Annotated in this window: 17 protein-coding genes; 3 read left to right on the plus strand and 14 right to left on the minus strand. The window is 42.7% G+C overall.

What is annotated here, in order from left to right:
• The first annotated feature begins 53 nt into the window (after window positions 1-53).
• A complete protein-coding gene (locus FJR77_RS04250) occupies window positions 54-1,685 on the plus strand; it encodes a Na/Pi cotransporter family protein (RefSeq protein ID WP_033679683.1) in 1,632 nt (543 codons plus the stop codon).
• Between the two features lie 201 nt (window positions 1,686-1,886).
• Here FJR77_RS04250 and FJR77_RS04260 read toward each other — a convergent pair whose 3' ends face one another.
• Window positions 1,887-2,183 carry a bacteriocin immunity protein gene (locus FJR77_RS04260; protein WP_140833378.1) on the minus strand — a complete coding sequence of 99 codons (297 nt, stop codon included), beginning with the start codon at window positions 2,181-2,183 and terminating at the stop codon, window positions 1,887-1,889.
• Between the two features lie 21 nt (window positions 2,184-2,204).
• The gene (gene pepA / locus FJR77_RS04265) at window positions 2,205-3,269 is read right to left on the minus strand and encodes a glutamyl aminopeptidase (protein ID WP_140833376.1); all 1,065 of its coding nucleotides are present in this window, start codon (window positions 3,267-3,269) and stop codon (window positions 2,205-2,207) included.
• 294 nt (window positions 3,270-3,563) lie between these two features.
• Here pepA and galE point away from each other — a divergent pair, with 294 nt between their 5' ends.
• Complete coding sequence (gene galE / locus FJR77_RS04270) at window positions 3,564-4,562, plus strand: UDP-glucose 4-epimerase GalE (protein ID WP_140833374.1); 999 nt, start codon at window positions 3,564-3,566, stop codon at window positions 4,560-4,562.
• Between the two features lie 97 nt (window positions 4,563-4,659).
• Here the strand turns inward: galE and yidD are convergent, their stop codons facing one another.
• The 10 genes from yidD to FJR77_RS04320 form a co-directional block, all read right to left on the minus strand.
• On the minus strand, window positions 4,660-4,896 hold the full coding sequence (gene yidD, locus FJR77_RS04275) for a membrane protein insertion efficiency factor YidD (protein ID WP_004245573.1): 237 nt from the start codon (window positions 4,894-4,896) through the stop codon (window positions 4,660-4,662).
• Window positions 4,896-5,618, minus strand: a complete 723-nt coding sequence (locus FJR77_RS04280; RefSeq protein WP_001222228.1) for a pseudouridine synthase — start codon at window positions 5,616-5,618, stop codon at window positions 4,896-4,898. Before FJR77_RS04280 ends, yidD begins: the two co-directional genes overlap by 1 nt.
• Entirely contained in the window at window positions 5,605-6,174 is a 570-nt protein-coding gene (scpB, locus tag FJR77_RS04285; RefSeq protein ID WP_061759317.1) for an SMC-Scp complex subunit ScpB, read from the minus strand. Before scpB ends, FJR77_RS04280 begins: the two co-directional genes overlap by 14 nt.
• Window positions 6,175-6,192: 18 nt before the next feature.
• Window positions 6,193-6,921 carry a segregation/condensation protein A gene (locus tag FJR77_RS04290; RefSeq protein ID WP_140833372.1) on the minus strand — a complete coding sequence of 243 codons (729 nt, stop codon included), beginning with the start codon at window positions 6,919-6,921 and terminating at the stop codon, window positions 6,193-6,195.
• On the minus strand, window positions 6,921-7,655 hold the full coding sequence (xerD, locus tag FJR77_RS04295) for a site-specific tyrosine recombinase XerD (protein ID WP_308851260.1): 735 nt from the start codon (window positions 7,653-7,655) through the stop codon (window positions 6,921-6,923). The genes FJR77_RS04290 and xerD overlap by 1 nt, the downstream gene beginning before the upstream one ends.
• Window positions 7,652-8,113, minus strand: a complete 462-nt coding sequence (cbpB, locus tag FJR77_RS04300; RefSeq protein WP_004260968.1) for a cyclic-di-AMP-binding protein CbpB — start codon at window positions 8,111-8,113, stop codon at window positions 7,652-7,654. Before cbpB ends, xerD begins: the two co-directional genes overlap by 4 nt.
• Entirely contained in the window at window positions 8,110-8,631 is a 522-nt protein-coding gene (locus tag FJR77_RS04305) for a metallophosphoesterase (RefSeq protein WP_001118952.1), read from the minus strand. The genes cbpB and FJR77_RS04305 overlap by 4 nt, the downstream gene beginning before the upstream one ends.
• Complete coding sequence (locus FJR77_RS04310; RefSeq protein ID WP_000182446.1) at window positions 8,607-9,578, minus strand: nucleoside-triphosphate diphosphatase; 972 nt, start codon at window positions 9,576-9,578, stop codon at window positions 8,607-8,609. Before FJR77_RS04310 ends, FJR77_RS04305 begins: the two co-directional genes overlap by 25 nt.
• Window positions 9,575-10,369: a glutamate racemase gene (racE, locus tag FJR77_RS04315; protein ID WP_140833368.1), complete on the minus strand. Its 795-nt coding sequence runs from the start codon at window positions 10,367-10,369 to the stop codon at window positions 9,575-9,577. The genes FJR77_RS04310 and racE overlap by 4 nt, the downstream gene beginning before the upstream one ends.
• A gap of 199 nt (window positions 10,370-10,568) precedes the next feature.
• The gene (locus tag FJR77_RS04320) at window positions 10,569-10,817 is read right to left on the minus strand and encodes a YneF family protein (RefSeq protein ID WP_000364990.1); all 249 of its coding nucleotides are present in this window, start codon (window positions 10,815-10,817) and stop codon (window positions 10,569-10,571) included.
• 284 nt (window positions 10,818-11,101) lie between these two features.
• Here FJR77_RS04320 and FJR77_RS04325 point away from each other — a divergent pair, with 284 nt between their 5' ends.
• The gene (locus FJR77_RS04325; protein WP_140833366.1) at window positions 11,102-16,315 is read left to right on the plus strand and encodes an SIALI-17 repeat-containing surface protein; all 5,214 of its coding nucleotides are present in this window, start codon (window positions 11,102-11,104) and stop codon (window positions 16,313-16,315) included.
• Window positions 16,316-16,634: 319 nt separating this feature from the next.
• Here the strand turns inward: FJR77_RS04325 and FJR77_RS04330 are convergent, their stop codons facing one another.
• Together FJR77_RS04330 and FJR77_RS04335 are read right to left on the minus strand one after the other, a co-directional pair.
• The gene (locus tag FJR77_RS04330) at window positions 16,635-17,438 is read right to left on the minus strand and encodes an ABC transporter ATP-binding protein (RefSeq protein ID WP_140833364.1); all 804 of its coding nucleotides are present in this window, start codon (window positions 17,436-17,438) and stop codon (window positions 16,635-16,637) included.
• Between the two features lie 12 nt (window positions 17,439-17,450).
• Complete coding sequence (locus FJR77_RS04335; protein ID WP_140833362.1) at window positions 17,451-18,344, minus strand: ABC transporter permease; 894 nt, start codon at window positions 18,342-18,344, stop codon at window positions 17,451-17,453.
• Window positions 18,345-18,352: the final 8 nt, after the last annotated feature.

Genomic DNA, 18,352 nt, shown 5'->3' on the forward strand with positions numbered 1-18,352 from the left:
CCTTTAAAATAGAATAGGAGAAATTCCGTTATTATTTTCCGGAGGAAAAAGAAATGTCCATCAATTGGCAGGAAATTTTATTTCACTTTTTAGGTGGTCTGGGACTATTCTTATATAGTATCAAGACCATGGGAGACGGTTTGCAACAAGCTGCTGGAGATCGCCTTCGTTTTTACATTGACAAGTACACTAGCAATCCCTTTTTAGGTGTTCTAGTCGGGATTGTCGTGACTGCCCTGATTCAGTCAAGTACAGGGGTTACAGTTATCACGGTTGGACTGGTCAGTGCTAGTCTTCTCACTCTTAGACAGGCTATCGGAATTATCATGGGAGCCAACATCGGAACCACCGTTACTTCCTTTATCATCGGTTTCAAGCTTGGTGAGTATGCTTTACCCCTGATTTTCCTTGGAACCATGTTCCTCTTCTTTACAAAAAACAGAACAGCAAACAATATCGGGCGCATCCTGTTTGGTGTAGGGGGAATCTTCTATGCTCTCAACCTCATCAGTGCCGGTATGAGTCCTCTTAAAGATTTACCACAATTCAAGGAATACATGGTAACCTTGGGACAAAATCCTGTGTTGGGAGTTTTTGCCGGTGCAGTGATTACCGTTCTCATCCAAGCTTCTTCTGCGACAATCGGAATTTTGCAAGGGCTCTATGCAGGTGGCTTCCTTGACCTTAAAGGTTCTCTACCAGTTCTCTTCGGGGATAATATCGGGACAACCCTAACCGTTATCATCGCGGCAGCTGGAGCCAATGTCTCTGCGAAACGCGTTGCTGCAACCCACGTTACCTTTAACGTTTTAGGGACTATTCTTTGCTTAATCTTATTAGGTCCATTTACGTCTATGATTGAGTACTTCCAAGCACTCCTTCACCTCTCACCTGAGATGACCATCGCCTTCTCGCACGGTGCCTTTAACGTAAGTAACACCATTGTACAATTTCCATTCATCGGAGCCTTGGCCTACTTTGTAACCAAGCTCATCCCTGGTGAAGATGAAGTTGTCAAGTACGAGCCACTTTATCTTGATGAACACTTGATTAAGCAAGCTCCATCAATCGCTCTCGGAAATGCGAAGAAAGAACTCCTTCACTTAGGAAATTATGCTTCTAAAGCCTTTGACCTTTCATACAACTACATCATTGACCTCAATGAAAAAGTTGCCGAAAAAGGCCACAAGACAGAAGAAGCCATCAACACCATTGATGAAAAATTAACTCGCTATCTTATTACTCTTTCAAGCGAAGCTCTTAGCCAGAAAGAAAGTGAAGTGCTCACCAACATCCTTGATTCATCCCGCGATTTGGAACGTATTGGGGACCACGCAGAAGCCCTAATCAATCTGACTGACTACCTTCAACGTAAAAACGTTGAATTCTCTGAAGCTGCTTTGCAGGAATTAGCTGATATCTATCAAAAGACCACTGACTTTATCAAGGATGCCCTTGACAGCGTGGAAAACAATGATATTGAAAAAGCTCAAAGTCTGATTGAACGCCATAAAGAAATCAACAATATGGAACGTGTTCTCAGAAAGACCCATATCAAACGCCTTAACAAGGGCGAGTGTTCAACTCAAGCCGGGGTCAACTTTATCGACATTGTCTCCCACTACACTCGTGTATCTGACCACGCTATGAATCTAGCTGAAAAGGTCATCGCTGAACAAATCTAAGAACCAAGAAGCTATCCTAATACTCAATGAAAATCAAAGAGCAAACTAGGAAACTAGCCACAGGCTGTACTCGAGTACGGCAAGGCGACGTTGACGTGGTTTGAATTTGATTTTCGAAGAGTATAAATGGGATTGCTTTTTCTTCTCCTCATCAAGAATTGCTTTTCTACCATATAAAAAATGCTTTGATCCACAATGGAATCAAAGCATTTTAAAAAGTTCCCCAAACATAAGCGCAGAAGCTGCAGTTCCTCTGTACTTGGCTTCTTCTCTTTTAATAAAGCGAGCCAAGTTTATCAATTCAGGTGCTGGATGTTTGGGATTTAGGAGCAATTCACGATTGACCAGGCCTGAGAGACGAACTGCCAGCAATTGCTCATTTGTAGTAGGAAATTTTTTAGCAGTCTCTAGGAGAGCAACAACTAAATCTTCACTCAAATCATGTCGAGCATGATTGTAAAGTTCTTTTACAAGGCTTTCTAGGTTTGGTTCTACCATCCCTACCACCTCCCTTATGGTTTAATAATGTTTAATCAAATCAACCGTTGAACGATCCAATTTCTTCACCAAAGCTTGCAAGAAAGCTTGAGCTTCTAGGAAGTCATCCATAGCGTAGAGGGTTTGGTGAGAATGGATATAACGAGCGCAAACACCGATTGTTGTAGATGGGACACCACCATTTTTCAGATGGGCTGCGCCAGCGTCTGTTCCGCCTTTACCACAGTAGTATTGGTACTTGATACCAGCTTCTTCAGCCGTTGTCAAAAGGAAATCCTTCATCCCTGGGAGAAGCAAGTGACCTGGGTCATAGAAACGAATCAAGGTTCCATCCCCAATCTTGCCTTGACCGCCATAAACATCACCAGCAGGTGAGCAGTCAACTGCTAGGAAAACTTCTGGGTCAAACTTGGTTGTGGAAGTATGAGCACCACGAAGACCAACTTCTTCTTGTACGTTAGAGCCAAGATAGAGTTCATTTCCGAGTTTTTGATCTGACAGAGCTTCCGCCAACTCGCTAACCATGAGAACCCCGTAGCGATTGTCCCAAGCTTTTGAGATGATATTTTTTTCATTGGCTGTCAAGATTGCAGAACTATCTGGTACGATGGTGTCGCCAGGACGGATGCCAAAGCTTTCTGCCTCAGCCTTGTCCGCAAAACCACCATCAAAGACGATATCTGCAATAGCAGGCATAGTTGGTCCACCCTTTCCGCGAGTCAAATGTGGAGGGACAGAACCCGAAATCACAGGAATTTCACGACCATCACGAGTAAAGAGTTTAAAGCGCTGGCTACTAACCACCATAGGATTCCAACCACCAATCTCAACGACACGGAAGGTACCATCTGGCTTAATCTCGCTGACCATAAAACCAACTTCATCCATATGAGAAGCGACCAAGACGCGCGGTGCATCCGCAGCTTCTGAATGTTTAATCCCGAAAATACCACCCAAGCCATCTGTCACCACTTCATCCACATGCGGTGTCAACTTTTCACGAAGATAAGCACGGACAGGTGCTTCATGACCTGAGATTGCAGCAAGTTCTGTTACTTCTTTGATTTTTGAAAATAATGTTGTCATTTCAGTTCCTTCTTTCTTTTATCCATTTTACCACTTTTTATAGGAGAAGGATAGTGGGAAGGTAGATTTCTAAATTAGTATCTTAGTCTTACTATATCTTAGAAAAAGCTTGTATTTTCTTGCATGTGATGTGAAATCTAAGAACTATCCCAAGATCACCCAAACTATTAATTCCCAAACACAAAACAATTCAATGCTATATTTGTTCGGTTTTTTCATGAAATTTGCAGAAAATAGTTGACTTTACCTTCTTATTTCTTTAAAATAGTACAAAACTAGAAAAAGGAAAAAATCATGACCAAAACAATTCTTGTTACAGGTGGGGCTGGCTACATTGGCTCCCATACCGTTAAAGCTCTTTTAAATGCTGGCTACCAGGTGCATGTCCTAGATAATCTCTCTACAGGAAATCGTTCAGCTGTAGATTGTCGTGCTAGCTTTAAACAACTGGATGTTTATGATGCTAGCGCCTTAAAAACTTATTTGGAAGAAAACAAGATTGACGCTGTTCTCCATTGTGCGGGTGAGATTGTTGTGAGCGAAAGTATTGAAAATCCAAGTAAATACTTCACTGCCAATGTTGCTGGTATGAACCAAGTTCTCAAAGTCCTATCTGAAGTTGGCATTCAAAAAATCATGTTCTCTTCGACTGCTTCCCTCTATGGTAATAACTGTATTGACAAGCCAGCTACTGAAGATACCCTACTCGACCCTGTCAATCCTTATGCAGAAACAAAATTGATGGGCGAACGAATGATTTACTGGATGGCCAATCGCTATGATTGGAAATATGTCATTTTCCGTTACTTTAATGTTGCTGGGGCTGAAATGGATGCTTCAAACGGTCTACGTGTGAAAAATCCAACTCACATCATTCCCAATATCAACAAGACCGCATTGGGACAAAATGATAGCCTGAAAATATTTGGAGATGACTACGATACACGTGATGGTTCATGTATTCGGGATTACATTCATGTCTTGGACCTTGCACAGGCTCACGTTAAAGGGATGAATTACCTCTTTCAAGAAGACAGTTCTTCTCAAATCTTTAACTTAGGAACTGAAAAAGGCTATACCGTCAAAGAAATCTTTAAAACTGCTGAAGAATTACTGAATCAAAAAATACCACACGAAATTGTTGCTCGCCGTGCTGGTGACCCAGCTAGCGTCCTAGCAGACGCATCAAAAGCTAAAAAATATCTTGATTGGAAGGCTAGCTACTCCCTCGAAGATATCATTTTATCAGATTATCGTTGGCGGATTAAAGAAGGCAAAAACATTTTGGAATAAATAACAGAAACATCAATAATAAATAAAAACACAGACAGATGGCACTTAGTAAATACCAAGTATCATCTATCTGTGTTTTATACATTAGAATACAATCTTACTTTGAATTTCTTTTCAAAGTAAAATGGTCTGGCACAGGGTCCTTGCCTGTTTTCGACCAGGGATGGCAACGTAAAATCCGAGCCAAGCCCATCAAGACACCCTTGAAGCCATGTTTTTCAATAGCCTGAATCATGTAGTTTGAACAAGTCGGCTCAAAGCGACAAGAGGGTGGAAAGGCTGGTGAGATAAAACGTTGATAAAAGCGCACAGGCGCTATTAAAATTCGTTTCATTATTTCTTGGTTACAGCCATGGTATGTAGTTGGCTGATTTCTTTTTTATTAAGACGACGGGATTCTCCTGGACGGAGTCCTGTCAAGTCTAGATGTCCAAAACGGGTCCGTGACAACTTGTCCACTTGAAGACCGACAGCTTCAAACATCTTTTTAACCTGGTGGTTACGCCCTTCATGGATGGTCAACTGCACCACAGAGCGGTTTTTGACTGGATCCACTTTGAGAATTTCATAAACAGCTGGCTTGGTTTTCTTGCCATCAATCTCAAGTCCACGGGTCAAGGGGCGGAGATTATCCTTATTGGCCACACCTTTAACACGCGCGACATAGACCTTGTCAATCTCATTACGAGGGTGAATCATCTCATCCGTAAAATCTCCGTCATTGGTCAAAATCAAAACACCTGATGTATCCCAGTCCAAACGACCTACAGGGTAAATGCGCTCTTTCACGTTGGGCAAGAGGTCGACAACCGTCTTGCGGCCCTTGTCATCTGTCACACTGGAAATGACACCTCGTGGTTTGTTAAGCAGATAATAAACCTTTTCTTCGTTGTAGATAGGTTGACCTTCCACTTCGACCTTGTCGCCTGACTTGATGGTGGTTGCTAGTTCACGCACTACTTGGCCATTGACCGTCACCAAGCCTTGCTTGATCAACTCTTCTGCTTTTCTCCTACTGGCCACACCTGCGTGGGCAATATACTTATTGATTCTCATCTTCTTCTATCCTTTCACCAAATAATTGGCTTTCTTGGGCTTGAATCTCAAGCTCATCAATCACTGGTAATTCTTCCAAATGGTTAATTCCCATGTAATCTAGGAAATAATCTGTTGTCACATAGAGGTTGGGGCGCCCCAACACTTCTTTTTTCCCGTCTTCCTTTATAAGGTCAAAAGCCTGCAACTTTGCCAAGGCCCCACTCGAGTTGACCCCACGGATGGCATCAATTTCGATACGCGTAATAGGCTGCTTATAGGCAATGATGGACAAGGTCTCAAGGGCAGCCCGAGACAAGCTCTGGTTGATAGGTGCCTTAGAGTATTCCTTCAAAATCTCTGCAAATTGAGGCTTGGTCACCAATCTATAAGCGCCCCCTGTCTCAATCAGAGCCAAACTGGAATCTGGATCCTTTTCATACTTCTGGACTAATTTTTCTAAACTCTGCTGGATGCCTGTCGGTGGCAAAGAGAGGAGTTCAGCTAACTGGCGGACTCTAATCCCATCTTCACCCGCTACAAACAAGAGCGCTTCTATTTTTGCTAAAGTACTCATCTTTCCTCTCTATCAAGTCTAGCTTTGGGCCACTTGACTTTCTTCCTTCTTTTCCATGAGATAGATATCTCCGAAACTTTCCTCTTGCACAAGGAGCAGCTCCTGGGTTTTGGTTAACTCTAGGGTTGCCAAAAAGAGGGTAATGACCTCTTGGACATTCTGGGCTTCCTTAAACAAATCCTGCAAGCGCAATTGATCTCGTCCAGTCAAAGACTCTTTCACGATAAGCATCATGTCCTCAATCTTATACTCATCCCGCAAGATAGTCGTGTGATTCTGTGCAAACTCCTCTTTTTTCTTTGCTAGGATATTTGAAAAAGCCAAAAAGAGGTCAATGGTCGTCTTGTCATGCACAAGCTCCGCATCTTCGTAAATCAACTCTGTCGGCGCTTTGGAATAATACTGGGCCCGTTCTTGGTGCTTGGCTTCCAAGTGCTCTCCCAAGAGCTTGAACTTGCGGTATTCTTCGATTTGGGAAAGAAGATCCTGCTCCAGATCATCCTCCAAGTCTGTCACTTCTGCTACCTTTGGAAGGAGCTTGCGGCTCTTGATCAGCATGAGCTGACTGGCCATGACCATGTACTCACCCGTCACTTCCAGACGCATAGCCTGCAGGGTTGAGACATAGGCTAGATACTGTTCGATGACTTCCGTAATGGGCACATCATAGATATCCATCTGATACTTAGAAACCAGATGCAAGAGCAAGTCCAGGGGCCCTTCAAAATCTTTTAATTTAATATCCATTATCTATATTTTTCTAAGGTCAGGACTGTTTTTAATCCTAATTTTTTTGCAATTTCGTACAAATCGACCTTGTTTTCTATTTGTCTTAGAATGAACTGTTCCCGTAAGGCTTGGGCTGATAAGGCTGGAAAACCTTTCTCCTTGACAAAAGACTCTAGCTGACGGAAGGCCCACTGGCGAGAATAGGCTTTCCCTCCTCTTTCAAAAAGATAGGTCTGGCCCATTAAGGGTTCCAATTCTGAAAGCAAGGTTGTGGGAATGGTGACAATCCTCTGTTGGGAAGCCTTCTTGATTCGCAACACCTGAAAATCCAGATTGATATCCTCAACCTTGAGAGCTAAAATCTCACTCGGCAAGAGCCCCATTTCTAGGATTAAGAGCGCTAGCAAGCGACCCGCTGGATAGTCACTTTCTTGCCAAAAAGAGTTTAGGTCTAACAGTTCTGGCTTTTCGGTCTTCTTTTCAGCTTGTTTAGCTAATTCCAAGCGGTAAAAGCTGTCCACTTCTCCTTTTTGATAGAGAAAGTAGAGAAATTGGTTACAGGCCGAAATCTTCCGCTTCTGGGCGCTGATTTTTAGATTGGCTAGCTGGGCTTGGTAAATCTTGAGACTGGTCTCAGAAATCCGCTCGCCTACCAAATCTAAAAATTGTTCCAGATCATACCTATAGGACTGCTTGGAATTAGCAGACAAGCCCTGTTTTTCCTCTAAAAAGGCTGAAATCCTGTCTCTCATTTGCATCGAATCTCATATTCCTTACTAAAGTCATGCAAGAGGGCATTGACTGCCTTGAGGATAGACTTGCGCGTGATAATCCCTTGGAAAATCCCTGACGCATCCACAACCGGCAAGAAGGACTCATCTACCAGCTTGTGCAAGACCTCTGTAATGGTAAAATCTGGCGAGACGACCGCTACGTCCGTTCTCGTCATATGAACGATATCCGTATCTGCCATGATTTCTTGACTCAAGTCATGCTCCATCTGATAAGCCATAATATCTCTGAGCCCAATCGTCCCAACAAACTGTTTTTCATCTGTTACAACAGGAACACGGGTATAGGTCATCTGACTGAGCAAAAGGGTCGCATGATCCGCATTGTGAGTATCAATCAACACGGCTAGATTTTCAGCAGGAGTCAAAAAAGTTTCCTCCTGTCCCAACAAGAAAGTCTCAAACTCCTTGGCAATCATCGGCTAAACTCCTTGGACAAGCCCGGATACACCTCATGGTCTCGTGTCAAAAAGTCCACTTTGAAATAACTGTCATCAATCTCCACACGGGCATAGAGACATTCTCTGATGGTCCCACGCGGCTGACTGATAGAACCAGGATTTAAAAAGAGGGTCTTTCCTTCCATCCAAGCGCTTGGCACATGCAAGTGACCATAAAGGCAGATATCGGCCTCTTCTTCCTGAGCCCAGTAGTCCAACTTTTGAAAGTTGAAATTGATGTCAAACAAGTGACCATGGGTTTGGATAATCTTGGTCGAACCAAGCTCAGTCACCAAACGTTCTGGGTAGCCGGCGTAGAAGTCCATGTTCCCTTTAACAACACGGATGCCTTCCCAAAGAGGAGAATCAGGACGTAGTTCAGAATCGCCGTTATGAAAAACGGCATCAACTTTGCCTACATAGCGATCACGGATTTCTTCCACAATCAAGCTATCGCCATGGGAATCGCTCATTACAATGATGGTTTGCTTTGCCATGATGGAAATACCTCCAAAAGTTTCTTAACGGCTAAGGCACGGTGAGATTGACTATTTTTTTCTTCAAGGGTTAATTCAGCTGATGACTTGCCTGTCTCTCCTACAAGGAAGAGAGGATCGTAACCAAATCCATTTTCACCCTTAGGTTCAAAGTTAATGTAGCCTGGCCAGTCTGCTTCAACAACCAAGCTTTCCTTGTTTGGACTGGCTACCACTAGGGTTGTATGGAACTGAGCCGAACGATCCTTGAGTTCAAAGACCATGGCCAATTCGTGCAAGAGTTTGGCATTGTTTTCCCGGTCAGTTGCTCCCACACCTGCGAAACGAGCTGACCAGACACCTGGCAAGCCACCAAGGACATCGACCTTGAGACCTGAGTCATCTGCCAAAACCATCTTGCCCGTTAATTGAGAAATAGTTTCTGCCTTGAGACGGGCATTTTCTTCAAAGGTCATGCCTGTTTCAGCTACTTCAGGCAAGTCAGGATAGTCATTAAGATTTTCCACATCGTAGCCTAACTTATCAAAGATAGCTCGGAATTCCTTGGTCTTGCCCTCGTTACGAGTCGCAATCAATAAGGTTTCTCTAACTTTGCTTGTCTCAAAGAAATCATGAACATTGACCCCTTCTTTAGGCAATTCCACATGCAGGAGTTGCCCATTTTCAACTAAGAGTAAAGCCCCCTGACGTTGGATGACTTCCACATTTCGTCCCATTTCTTGGTTGAGGATATCTACCACAAAAGACAATAAACGGTAGAGAGAACCATAGCGTAAAACAGTAACAGAAACAGGAAAACCTCGATCCTCATCTCGAAATCTTTGGGCAAACTCCAATAGAGGAAAATCCAAGTCATCATCCGTCAACGTCCGGACACCACCAAAAATACCATAGGACCCGACATACCAGTCCTGTTCATCCTTATATTCATAAATTTTATTTGTCATAATTCTACATGCTCCACATGAATCTCTTTTTCCAGCCATTCTTCACCAATTTGTGCAAAACTTTGGCTACTGGCTGTTGTGTAAAAACGGTGATTAAGTGGTCCAGCATCGCGACCACGATTGATTTCAAAATAATTGAGTAAGACTGAAATGTCCCGTACGCACTCTGCTCCACTATCGATGAGCTGAACCTTGGGCCCCATTACATTTTGTATGATGGGGCGAAGGAGCGGATAATGGGTACAGCCCAAAATAAGACTATCCACCTTTCCAACCAAGGGACGCAGGGTTTCATAGACCACTTTCTTGGTGACACTGGTTGACAGGGCACCCGACTCCACCAAGGGAGCAAACTTGGGACAGGCCAAACTTTCCACTTGTAAATCTGGATCCAGATCATGGATTTTCTGACGGTAGATGTCTGATTGTACCGTCATGGGTGTTCCAATCACTCCGATTTTCCCACCTTGACTGGACTTGATGGCTGCTGAAGCTCCTGGCAAAATCACACCCAAGACAGGAATATCTAGTTGAGCCTTGATTTCTTCCCATACGACCGCAGTCGCAGTGTTACAAGCAATGACAATCATTTTGACATTCTTGGTCAAGAGAAAGTTAACCAACTGCCAAGTATATTCACGAATTTGCTCAGCAGGACGGGGACCATAGGGAGCCCGCGCCGAATCTCCAATATAGACGATTTCTTCATGAGGAAGCTGGCGCATGAGCTCACGCACAACGGTCAAGCCCCCGACACCCGAATCCAAAAAACCAATTGGTCGATTATCCATACAGTCTTCTTTCTAGTCTTTTTTCTGATTGATAGTTCATTATGATTACTGTTTCTTATGAACTATATGACGGCCTAATCAACAACTATCTCTCTTAATCATAATCAAATATCAATAGAATGCAAGGAAAAAGTCTCATTCCTAAACCATAGTCAACATAGTGAGAAGTCTGGAACTTTCATCCCAGACTTTTCCTTATTTATTTTTTCTTTTTATTGTTAGCAAGGGCTGCTTTTTGTTGGCGGATGATTTGGTGGTAAACTTGTTGTACCTTAGCTTCGCTTGGTTTTTGACCATTTGCACTCAAAAGAGTACGAACTGCTTCAGCATTCAAACGTGGGTTGTCAGCGAATTCTTTTTCGATTTGCTTACGAACCAAGTACATTCCTCCAAGAGCTCCTCCTAGAAAAGCTAGCACAATCAATACAATTGCTAATAGTAAATCCATCATATTTCTCCTGTTTCTTTTTGAGTCTCTTTCATTATAACACAAAGAAGGCGAACTGACTAGTTTGTTTTACGCTTACATCTACTGTGATTTCCTAATTAATTAGCAAATACTTCATACTTAGTAAAACTTAGTAAAATAAGCCCATTTTCCTTGAAAGCCCTTGCAATAGTTCTATTTATTTGTTATATTAAAATTACCTGAAAACATCACACATATTTCTGCAAGACTTATTTTTTTAAAAGATAATGTATGCGCTTACAGATTGAAGAAAGGAGAATTTTGTGGATAAGAAATATTGGGAAAAATCCTGCAAGTATAGCATCCGAAAATTGAGCATCGGAGCTGCCTCTGTTTTACTAGGAGCTGTTTTTTTAGCAGCACAGGGTGTGGCTGCTGATGGTATCGAGATTCCGAAAAGTGAGGCAACAATTACTGAAACCTCTGCTAAACCGGACACGAAAGTAGAGGAAGTTCTTGCTTCTAACACTGAGACTCAGCCTATAGCTGAATCAGCTGAAAAGCAAACAAACTTAGAGCCCGAACCACCTCAAACTGCTAGTCAGTCAGAGACAAGTGCTACTACCGCCCCTGCTGAAAATAAGGAGAGCGAGAAACCAGAACTTCCTGTGAACAAACAAGAACATTACGAACTACATTACAACCAACCAACTGCTCCTTCCTATGACGGATGGGAAAAACAAGCCCTTCCAGTCGGAAATGGAGAAATGGGTGCCAAGGTTTTCGGACTCATCGGTGAAGAAAGAATCCAGTACAACGAAAAAACACTTTGGTCTGGAGGCCCACAGCCAGATAGTCAAGACTACAACGGGGGAAACTACAAGGACCGCTACAAAGTCTTAGCTGAAATCCGTAAGGCCTTAGAAGACGGTGACCGTCAAAAAGCCAAACAACTAGCAGAGAGAAATTTGGTTGGTCCAAACAATTCCCAATATGGACGTTATTTAGCCTTTGGTGATGTATCCATGGTTTTCAATAACCAGAAAAAGGGGCTGGATACAGTAACAGATTATCACCGTGGTTTGGATATCTCAGAAGCCACTACAACAACTTCTTACACCCAAGATGGAACAACCTTCAAACGTGAAACCTTCTCCAGCTATCCTGATGATGTCACCGTGACCCACTTGACTAAAAAGGGAGATAAGACGCTTGATTTTACCCTTTGGAATACCTTAACAGAAGACCTAATTGCTAATGGACAGTATTCTCGGGATAATTCTAATTACAAAAAAGGTACTATCAGTGTAGATTCTAATGGTATTTTACTCAAGGGAACTGTCAAAGACAATGGTCTGAAATTTGCTTCTTATCTTGGTATCAAGACAGATGGACAAGTCACTGCTCAAGATGGTTATTTGACAGTTAAAGGAGCAAGCTATGCAACACTGCTACTCAGCGCAAAGACTAATTTTGCTCAAAATCCGGAAACCAATTACCGCAAGGATATTGATGTAGAAAAAACTGTCAAATCTATCGTTGAAGCCGCTAAAGCCAAAGACTATGAGACTCTGAAAAATGATCACATCAAGGATTACCAAAGCCTTTTCAACCGTGTTCAATTAAACCTCGGCGGTAGCAAGTCTAACCAAACTACAAAAGAAGCTCTCCAAACCTATAATCCAACAAAAGGTCAAAAGCTAGAAGAACTCTTCTTCCAATACGGACGTTATCTACTGATCAGTTCTTCTCGTAATCGGACAGATGCCCTCCCTGCCAACTTGCAAGGAGTCTGGAATGCTGTAGATAATCCACCTTGGAACTCAGACTACCACCTCAATGTCAACCTACAGATGAACTATTGGCCTGCCTACATGAGCAATCTCGCAGAAACGGCTAAGCCAATGATCAATTATATCGATGACATGCGCTACTATGGCCGTATCGCTGCTAAGGAATACGCTGGTATCGAGTCCAAAGAAGGTCAAGAAAATGGTTGGCTGGTTCATACTCAGGCGACACCATTTGGCTGGACTACTCCTGGTTGGAACTACTATTGGGGTTGGTCTCCTGCTGCCAATGCTTGGATGATGCAGAACGTCTATGACTACTACAAATTCACCAAGGATGAAACTTATCTTAAAGAAAAGATTTATCCAATGCTCAAGGAAACAGCCAAGTTCTGGAATTCCTTCTTGCACTACGACAAGGCTAGTGACCGCTGGGTTTCTTCTCCATCCTACTCACCAGAACATGGAAACATCACGATTGGGAATACCTTTGACCAATCTCTAGTTTGGCAGCTATTCCACGACTATATGGAAGCAGCCAATCATCTGAAGATAGACCAAGACTTGGTGACAGAAGTGAAGGCTAAATTTGACAAGTTAAAACCTCTTCACATCAACCAAGACGGTCGTATCAAGGAATGGTACGAGGAAGACAGCCCGCAATTCACCAACGAAGGCATTGAAAACCACCACCGCCATGTTTCCCATCTAGTTGGTCTCTTCCCAGGTACTCTATTTGGCAAGGATCAGCCTGAATATCTAGAAGCTGCACGCGCAACCCTCAACCACCGTGGAGATGGTGGTACTGGTTGGTCTAAGGCCAATAAAATCAACCTCTGGGCCCGTCTCCTAGATGGAAATCGTGCCCACCGTTTGTTGGCAGAACAGCTCAGATCTTCAACCCTAGAAAATCTCTGGGATACGCACGCGCCTTTCCAAATTGATGGAAACTTTGGTGCAACCAGCGGTATGGCAGAAATGCTCCTTCAATCTCACACAGGCTACATTGCCCCATTACCAGCCCTTCCAGATGCCTGGAAAGACGGGCAAGTCTCAGGCTTAGTCACTCGTGGTAACTTTGAAGTCAGCATGAAATGGAAAGAGAAAAATCTTGAAACGCTATCTTTCCTTTCTAATGTGGGTGGAGACTTAGTCGTAGACTATCCAAATATCGAAGCTAGTATTATCAAGATTAATGGCAAGGAAGTTCAAGCTAGTCGCCTCAAAGATAACCGTATCCAACTTGCGACTCAAAAAGGTGATGTCATTACCTTTGAAAACTTCCCTGGACGAGTGACTCGCTTATCAGCCCTTCGAAAAGATTCCGTCACAGCTGAACTTGACTTTAACACAGTTGAAGGAGCAAGTCATTATGTCATCCGACGAGAAAGCAAGGATGAAAACAGTCAAACTCCTAGCGTTCGTGAGTTTATCACCAACCAAACTCACTTTATCGATCGCTCGATTGATTCTAGCCATGCCTATACTTATACCGTTAAGGCTATGCTAAGGGACCGTACAACACCAGTTTCAGATGCTGCTTCTATCGATGCCTTCAGTGAGTTGATGGATGACCGTGACAAGCGCATCCAGTACGGCTCAGCTTATGGAAACTGGGCTGACTCAGAACTATTTAGCGGCACAGAGAAATACGCCGATATCTCAAATGGAAATTATTCTGATAAAGATGCGACTGCAACTATTCCTTTCAATGGACCTGGTATTGAAATCTACGGACTCAAGTCATCTCAATTGGGACTTGCTGACGTTAAAATAGATGGCAAATCTGTTGGAGAACTTGACTTCTATACAGCAGGAACAACTGAAAAGGGTGTATTAATAGGACGTTACACAAATCTATCTTCAGGTTCTCACCTCATGACCATCACTGTTAAGCGCGAGCACAAAGGACGTACAAACGAGCGTGCAAAAATTTCTCTCGATTACTTCAAAGTCTTCCCAGGCCAAGGAGAAGCTGTTGAGAAGATTGACGACCGTGACCCTCGTATCCAGTATGGTTCCATGTTTAAGGATTGGAGCGATGCAGAACTCTATGCTTCTACAGAAAAATACGCTGACATCAACGCTAATGATAGCCTCGCTTCTGAAGCCACTGCAACCATTCCATTCTCTGGAACAGGTATCCGAATCTATGGATTAAAAACAGCATCACTAGGCAAGGCACTTGTCACACTGGATGGAAAAGAGATGCCAGCTCTTGACTTCTACACTCCAGGAGCTACTGAAAAAGGTGCATTAATTGGCGAATTTACCAATCTAGCAGATGGCGATCACGTTCTTACTTTGAAAGTAGATCCGAATTCTCCACAAGGACGAAAGAAAGTTTCTCTTGATTCCTTTGATATCTTAAAAGCTCCGTCCGTATCACTCGATAGTCCAAGCCTTGACCCTATTAATTCAAAAGATAAGACTGTTACCTTAACCCTACCAACTGGCAATTGGGATGGAGTCGCTGTGACCTTCCCTGGTATCAAAGATCCTCTTCTACTCAGAAAAGTCGATGAGGACCATCTTGTCACATCAGGTGAACAAACTGTTCTAACCATTAAGGATAACAAGGTCCAACTAGACATTCCTGAGGCTACAGATCGTAGAGCTGGCAATTCGGTAGAAGCTTATGCCATCCAAGGTACAACAACAACTAGTCCTGTTGTAGCTGTCTTTCCTAAGGACGAAACTGCTCCAGTTGAAGAAAAAATCCTTACAAGCAAAGGAGATGAGCCTGCTCCAGTTGTAACTATTCCTGAGTACACTAAGCCTATCGGAACTGCGGGAAATCAGGAGGCTCCTACTGTGGAAATCCCTGAATACACTGGTCCTGTCGGAACTGCGGGAGAACAAGAAGCGCCTTCTGTTGTAATTCCTGAATACACTGGTCCTGCTGGAACAGTAGGAGATCAAGAAGCTCCTTCCGTAGTAATTCCTGAATACACTGGTCCTATCGGGACAGTTGGGGATCAGGAGGCACCTACTGCGGAAAGACCTGAATATACCAAACCTACCGGAACAACTGGGGAACAGGAAGCGCCTACTGTGGAAAGACCTGAATATACCAAACCTATAGAGACAGGAAGAGAACAGAAAGCTCCTACCATAGATAGGCCCAATTATAGTGAACCTGGTAAAGGAGCTAGGCAAGAAAAAACATCTACTAGCAGTATTTCTGAGTATAAACTTCGTGTCTTGAAGGATGAAAAGACTGGTGTTGAGATTATTGGTAGAGCAACCGACTTAGAAGGAATTTCTCATCTCTCTAGTAAACACGTGTTGGCTCAAGAACTCTTTGGTAAGATATACGATGCTTATGATATTCAATTTAAAAATTCAAACAACCATAATATACAACCACAGGGAGCTGTTTTAGTTAGATTACCAATTACAGCTGATGTAGAAAATATTTATTACCTAACTCCGACAAAAGAATTGAAATCACTTTCTTTCACTATTCGTGATGGTATGGCAGAATTTACTACTAGTCTCTTTAGTACATATGCGGTAGTCTATCAAAATGTCAATACTCCGGAAACCTCAATAAACAAAACAGTTGCAACAACCTCACTAAACTTTGAGCAGACTTCAACTACCGATAGTCCTTCCCAGCTGGAAAATACTCATCGCAAAGAACAACTTCCAGAAACTGGTGAATCCTCAAATCCACTCCTCTTCTTATCAGGACTTAGTTTAGTCTTAACATCCATCTTCCTACTAAAAAATAAGATAGATTAGATCTATAAATTTTTAAGAATTACTTAGAGGGCCCATTCTATTCAATTTCAACTCAAGTATGTTATACACCATTTCATCTACCATTTAACTGATATCTTTTAAGATAATATTCTAAACTATAAACCAGTCCTTTTGTCTTGAGGACTGGTTTTAACAATCGTGAGAACTCCTAGACAGAAACAGATTCTTCCAGATTTCTTTTACCTTGTATCAATTTAAATCAATACTAATGTCATACAGCAATTGACAAGTATCTAGTTAACAATGCTGTGTAAGCCATATTATAAAAGACTGAGACACTGGATCTCAGCCTTTTTCTTTATCCCAAAACCAACTCATCACTGACTAGGCTTTGGCCACTATTTTTCTGGAAGAGATGCATGAGATTTTCAACCGTCAGATGCTTTTTCTCCTCTCCCTTGACATCCACCACTATCTTTCCTTGATAGAGCATAATGAGACGATTTCCGTATTCAATTGCATGGTTCATATCATGGGTAATCATCAAAGTCGTCAACTGATGGTCTTCCACAATCTTTTGCGTCAAGTCCATCACCATTTGACTCGTTTTCGGGTCAAGTGCCGCAGTGTGTTCATCCAAAAGCAAAAGTTTAGGTTTCACCAGAGCTGCCATGACTAGGGTCAAGGCCTGTCTTTGTCCTCCCGAGAGGTATTGAGTATCCACTTTCAAGCGATTTTCAAGGCCAATATTCAACTCTTTCAAGGCTTCTTGGAACTGGATTCTATCCTTCTCCTTCACACCCCAGCCAAGCCCTCTCTTTTGCCCACGTCTCAAGGCAATAGCCATATTCTCCTCAATCGTCAAACGAGAAGCTGTTCCCATCTTAGGATCTTGAAAAACACGAGCGATATCCTTGGCTCTCTTTCTGACACTCAGATTTTTAATGGATTTACCTGCCAATAAAAGGTCCCCTTCATCCACAGATAGATTGCCAGCCAAGATATTCATCAAAGTGGATTTCCCTGCTCCATTTCCACCAATTACAGAGATAAAATCTCCCTCTTCAACCTCTAAATCTAATCCTTTGAGGACATAGTTCTCATTGACCGTCCCTGATTCAAATGTTTTGTGAATATTTTCAAGTGTTAACAAACTTGCCATAACTTTCTCCTCCTATTCATTTCTCAATTTCAGACCACGAATCTTTAATCTCTTTTGCAATTCTGGCGCAAATAAAACCAAGGCTAGCAAGATTGCATTAAAGAGACGAACCAGGTTTTGATCTAGATTTGGAATTTCATAGATATTTAAAATAATCAAACGGTAAACAATAGCACCGATTCCGATGGATAACAAGCGGCCTCCAATGGTCAAGTCGTGTATCAAGACTTCCGCAATAATCACTGCACTCAAACCAACAACGATGGTTCCTGTCCCAGAAGTCACATCTGAAAATCCATCATTTTGGGCAAACAAGGAACCACATAGGGCAATCAAGCCGTTTGAAATCATGTAACCAACAATCTTCATGGTGTCTACATTGACCCCATTTGCCTCACTCATCGGAATATTGTCCCCAGTCGAACGCAAGACCAATCCAATCTCTGTTTTCATCAAAAGAGTCAAGACCAAACAAACAAGTAAGAGACAGGCCGAACTAAATAAGAAAACAGCTTCTTCATTTGACAGCCCTAAGCTTGCCAATTGTTTAAAGACGGTTGCAGAATCTCCCAAGGAAAGATTAGGCACGCTTCCCATGATTTTAATATTGATGGAATAAAGCCCTGTCAAGGTCACAATCCCTGTCAAGAGAGCTGGAATTTTCATCTTGGTGTGGAGCATTCCTGATACTAGACCTGCTACCATACCTGCCAGAAAAGCAAGTAAGGTCGCAATCCAAGGATTTGTCCCTGCCTGTATCTGTGATACAACGACAGCCGCCCCCATAGGAAAGGCTCCTTCAGCAGTCATATCCGCAATATCCAAAATACGGAAAGTCAAGTAGACCCCAATCGCCATAATCGACCATAGCAAACCTTCTGATAAACTAGATAACACAAAATTCATCTTAAATC

This window comes from Streptococcus shenyangsis (assembly GCF_006385785.1).
GTDB lineage: Bacteria > Bacillota > Bacilli > Lactobacillales > Streptococcaceae > Streptococcus > Streptococcus shenyangsis.

Excerpts from the sequence above, each read along its gene's own strand:
- FJR77_RS04320 (WP_000364990.1), bottom strand. The coding sequence starts at position 10,817 with ATGGATTTACTATTAGCAATTGTATTGATTGTGCTAGCTTTTCTAGGA.
- racE (WP_140833368.1), bottom strand. The coding sequence starts at position 10,369 with ATGGATAATCGACCAATTGGTTTTTTGGATTCGGGTGTCGGGGGCTTG.
- cbpB (WP_004260968.1), bottom strand. The coding sequence starts at position 8,113 with ATGATTGCCAAGGAGTTTGAGACTTTCTTGTTGGGACAGGAGGAAACT.
- FJR77_RS04250 (WP_033679683.1), top strand. The coding sequence starts at position 54 with ATGTCCATCAATTGGCAGGAAATTTTATTTCACTTTTTAGGTGGTCTG.
- FJR77_RS04260 (WP_140833378.1), bottom strand. The coding sequence starts at position 2,183 with ATGGTAGAACCAAACCTAGAAAGCCTTGTAAAAGAACTTTACAATCAT.
- FJR77_RS04330 (WP_140833364.1), bottom strand. The coding sequence starts at position 17,438 with ATGGCAAGTTTGTTAACACTTGAAAATATTCACAAAACATTTGAATCA.
- xerD (WP_308851260.1), bottom strand. The coding sequence starts at position 7,655 with ATGAGAGACAGGATTTCAGCCTTTTTAGAGGAAAAACAGGGCTTGTCT.
- pepA (WP_140833376.1), bottom strand. The coding sequence starts at position 3,269 with ATGACAACATTATTTTCAAAAATCAAAGAAGTAACAGAACTTGCTGCA.
- FJR77_RS04310 (WP_000182446.1), bottom strand. The coding sequence starts at position 9,578 with ATGACAAATAAAATTTATGAATATAAGGATGAACAGGACTGGTATGTC.
- FJR77_RS04290 (WP_140833372.1), bottom strand. The coding sequence starts at position 6,921 with ATGGATATTAAATTAAAAGATTTTGAAGGGCCCCTGGACTTGCTCTTG.
- FJR77_RS04305 (WP_001118952.1), bottom strand. The coding sequence starts at position 8,631 with ATGGCAAAGCAAACCATCATTGTAATGAGCGATTCCCATGGCGATAGC.
- FJR77_RS04335 (WP_140833362.1), bottom strand. The coding sequence starts at position 18,344 with ATGAATTTTGTGTTATCTAGTTTATCAGAAGGTTTGCTATGGTCGATT.
- galE (WP_140833374.1), top strand. The coding sequence starts at position 3,564 with ATGACCAAAACAATTCTTGTTACAGGTGGGGCTGGCTACATTGGCTCC.
- scpB (WP_061759317.1), bottom strand. The coding sequence starts at position 6,174 with ATGAGTACTTTAGCAAAAATAGAAGCGCTCTTGTTTGTAGCGGGTGAA.
- FJR77_RS04280 (WP_001222228.1), bottom strand. The coding sequence starts at position 5,618 with ATGAGAATCAATAAGTATATTGCCCACGCAGGTGTGGCCAGTAGGAGA.
- yidD (WP_004245573.1), bottom strand. The coding sequence starts at position 4,896 with ATGAAACGAATTTTAATAGCGCCTGTGCGCTTTTATCAACGTTTTATC.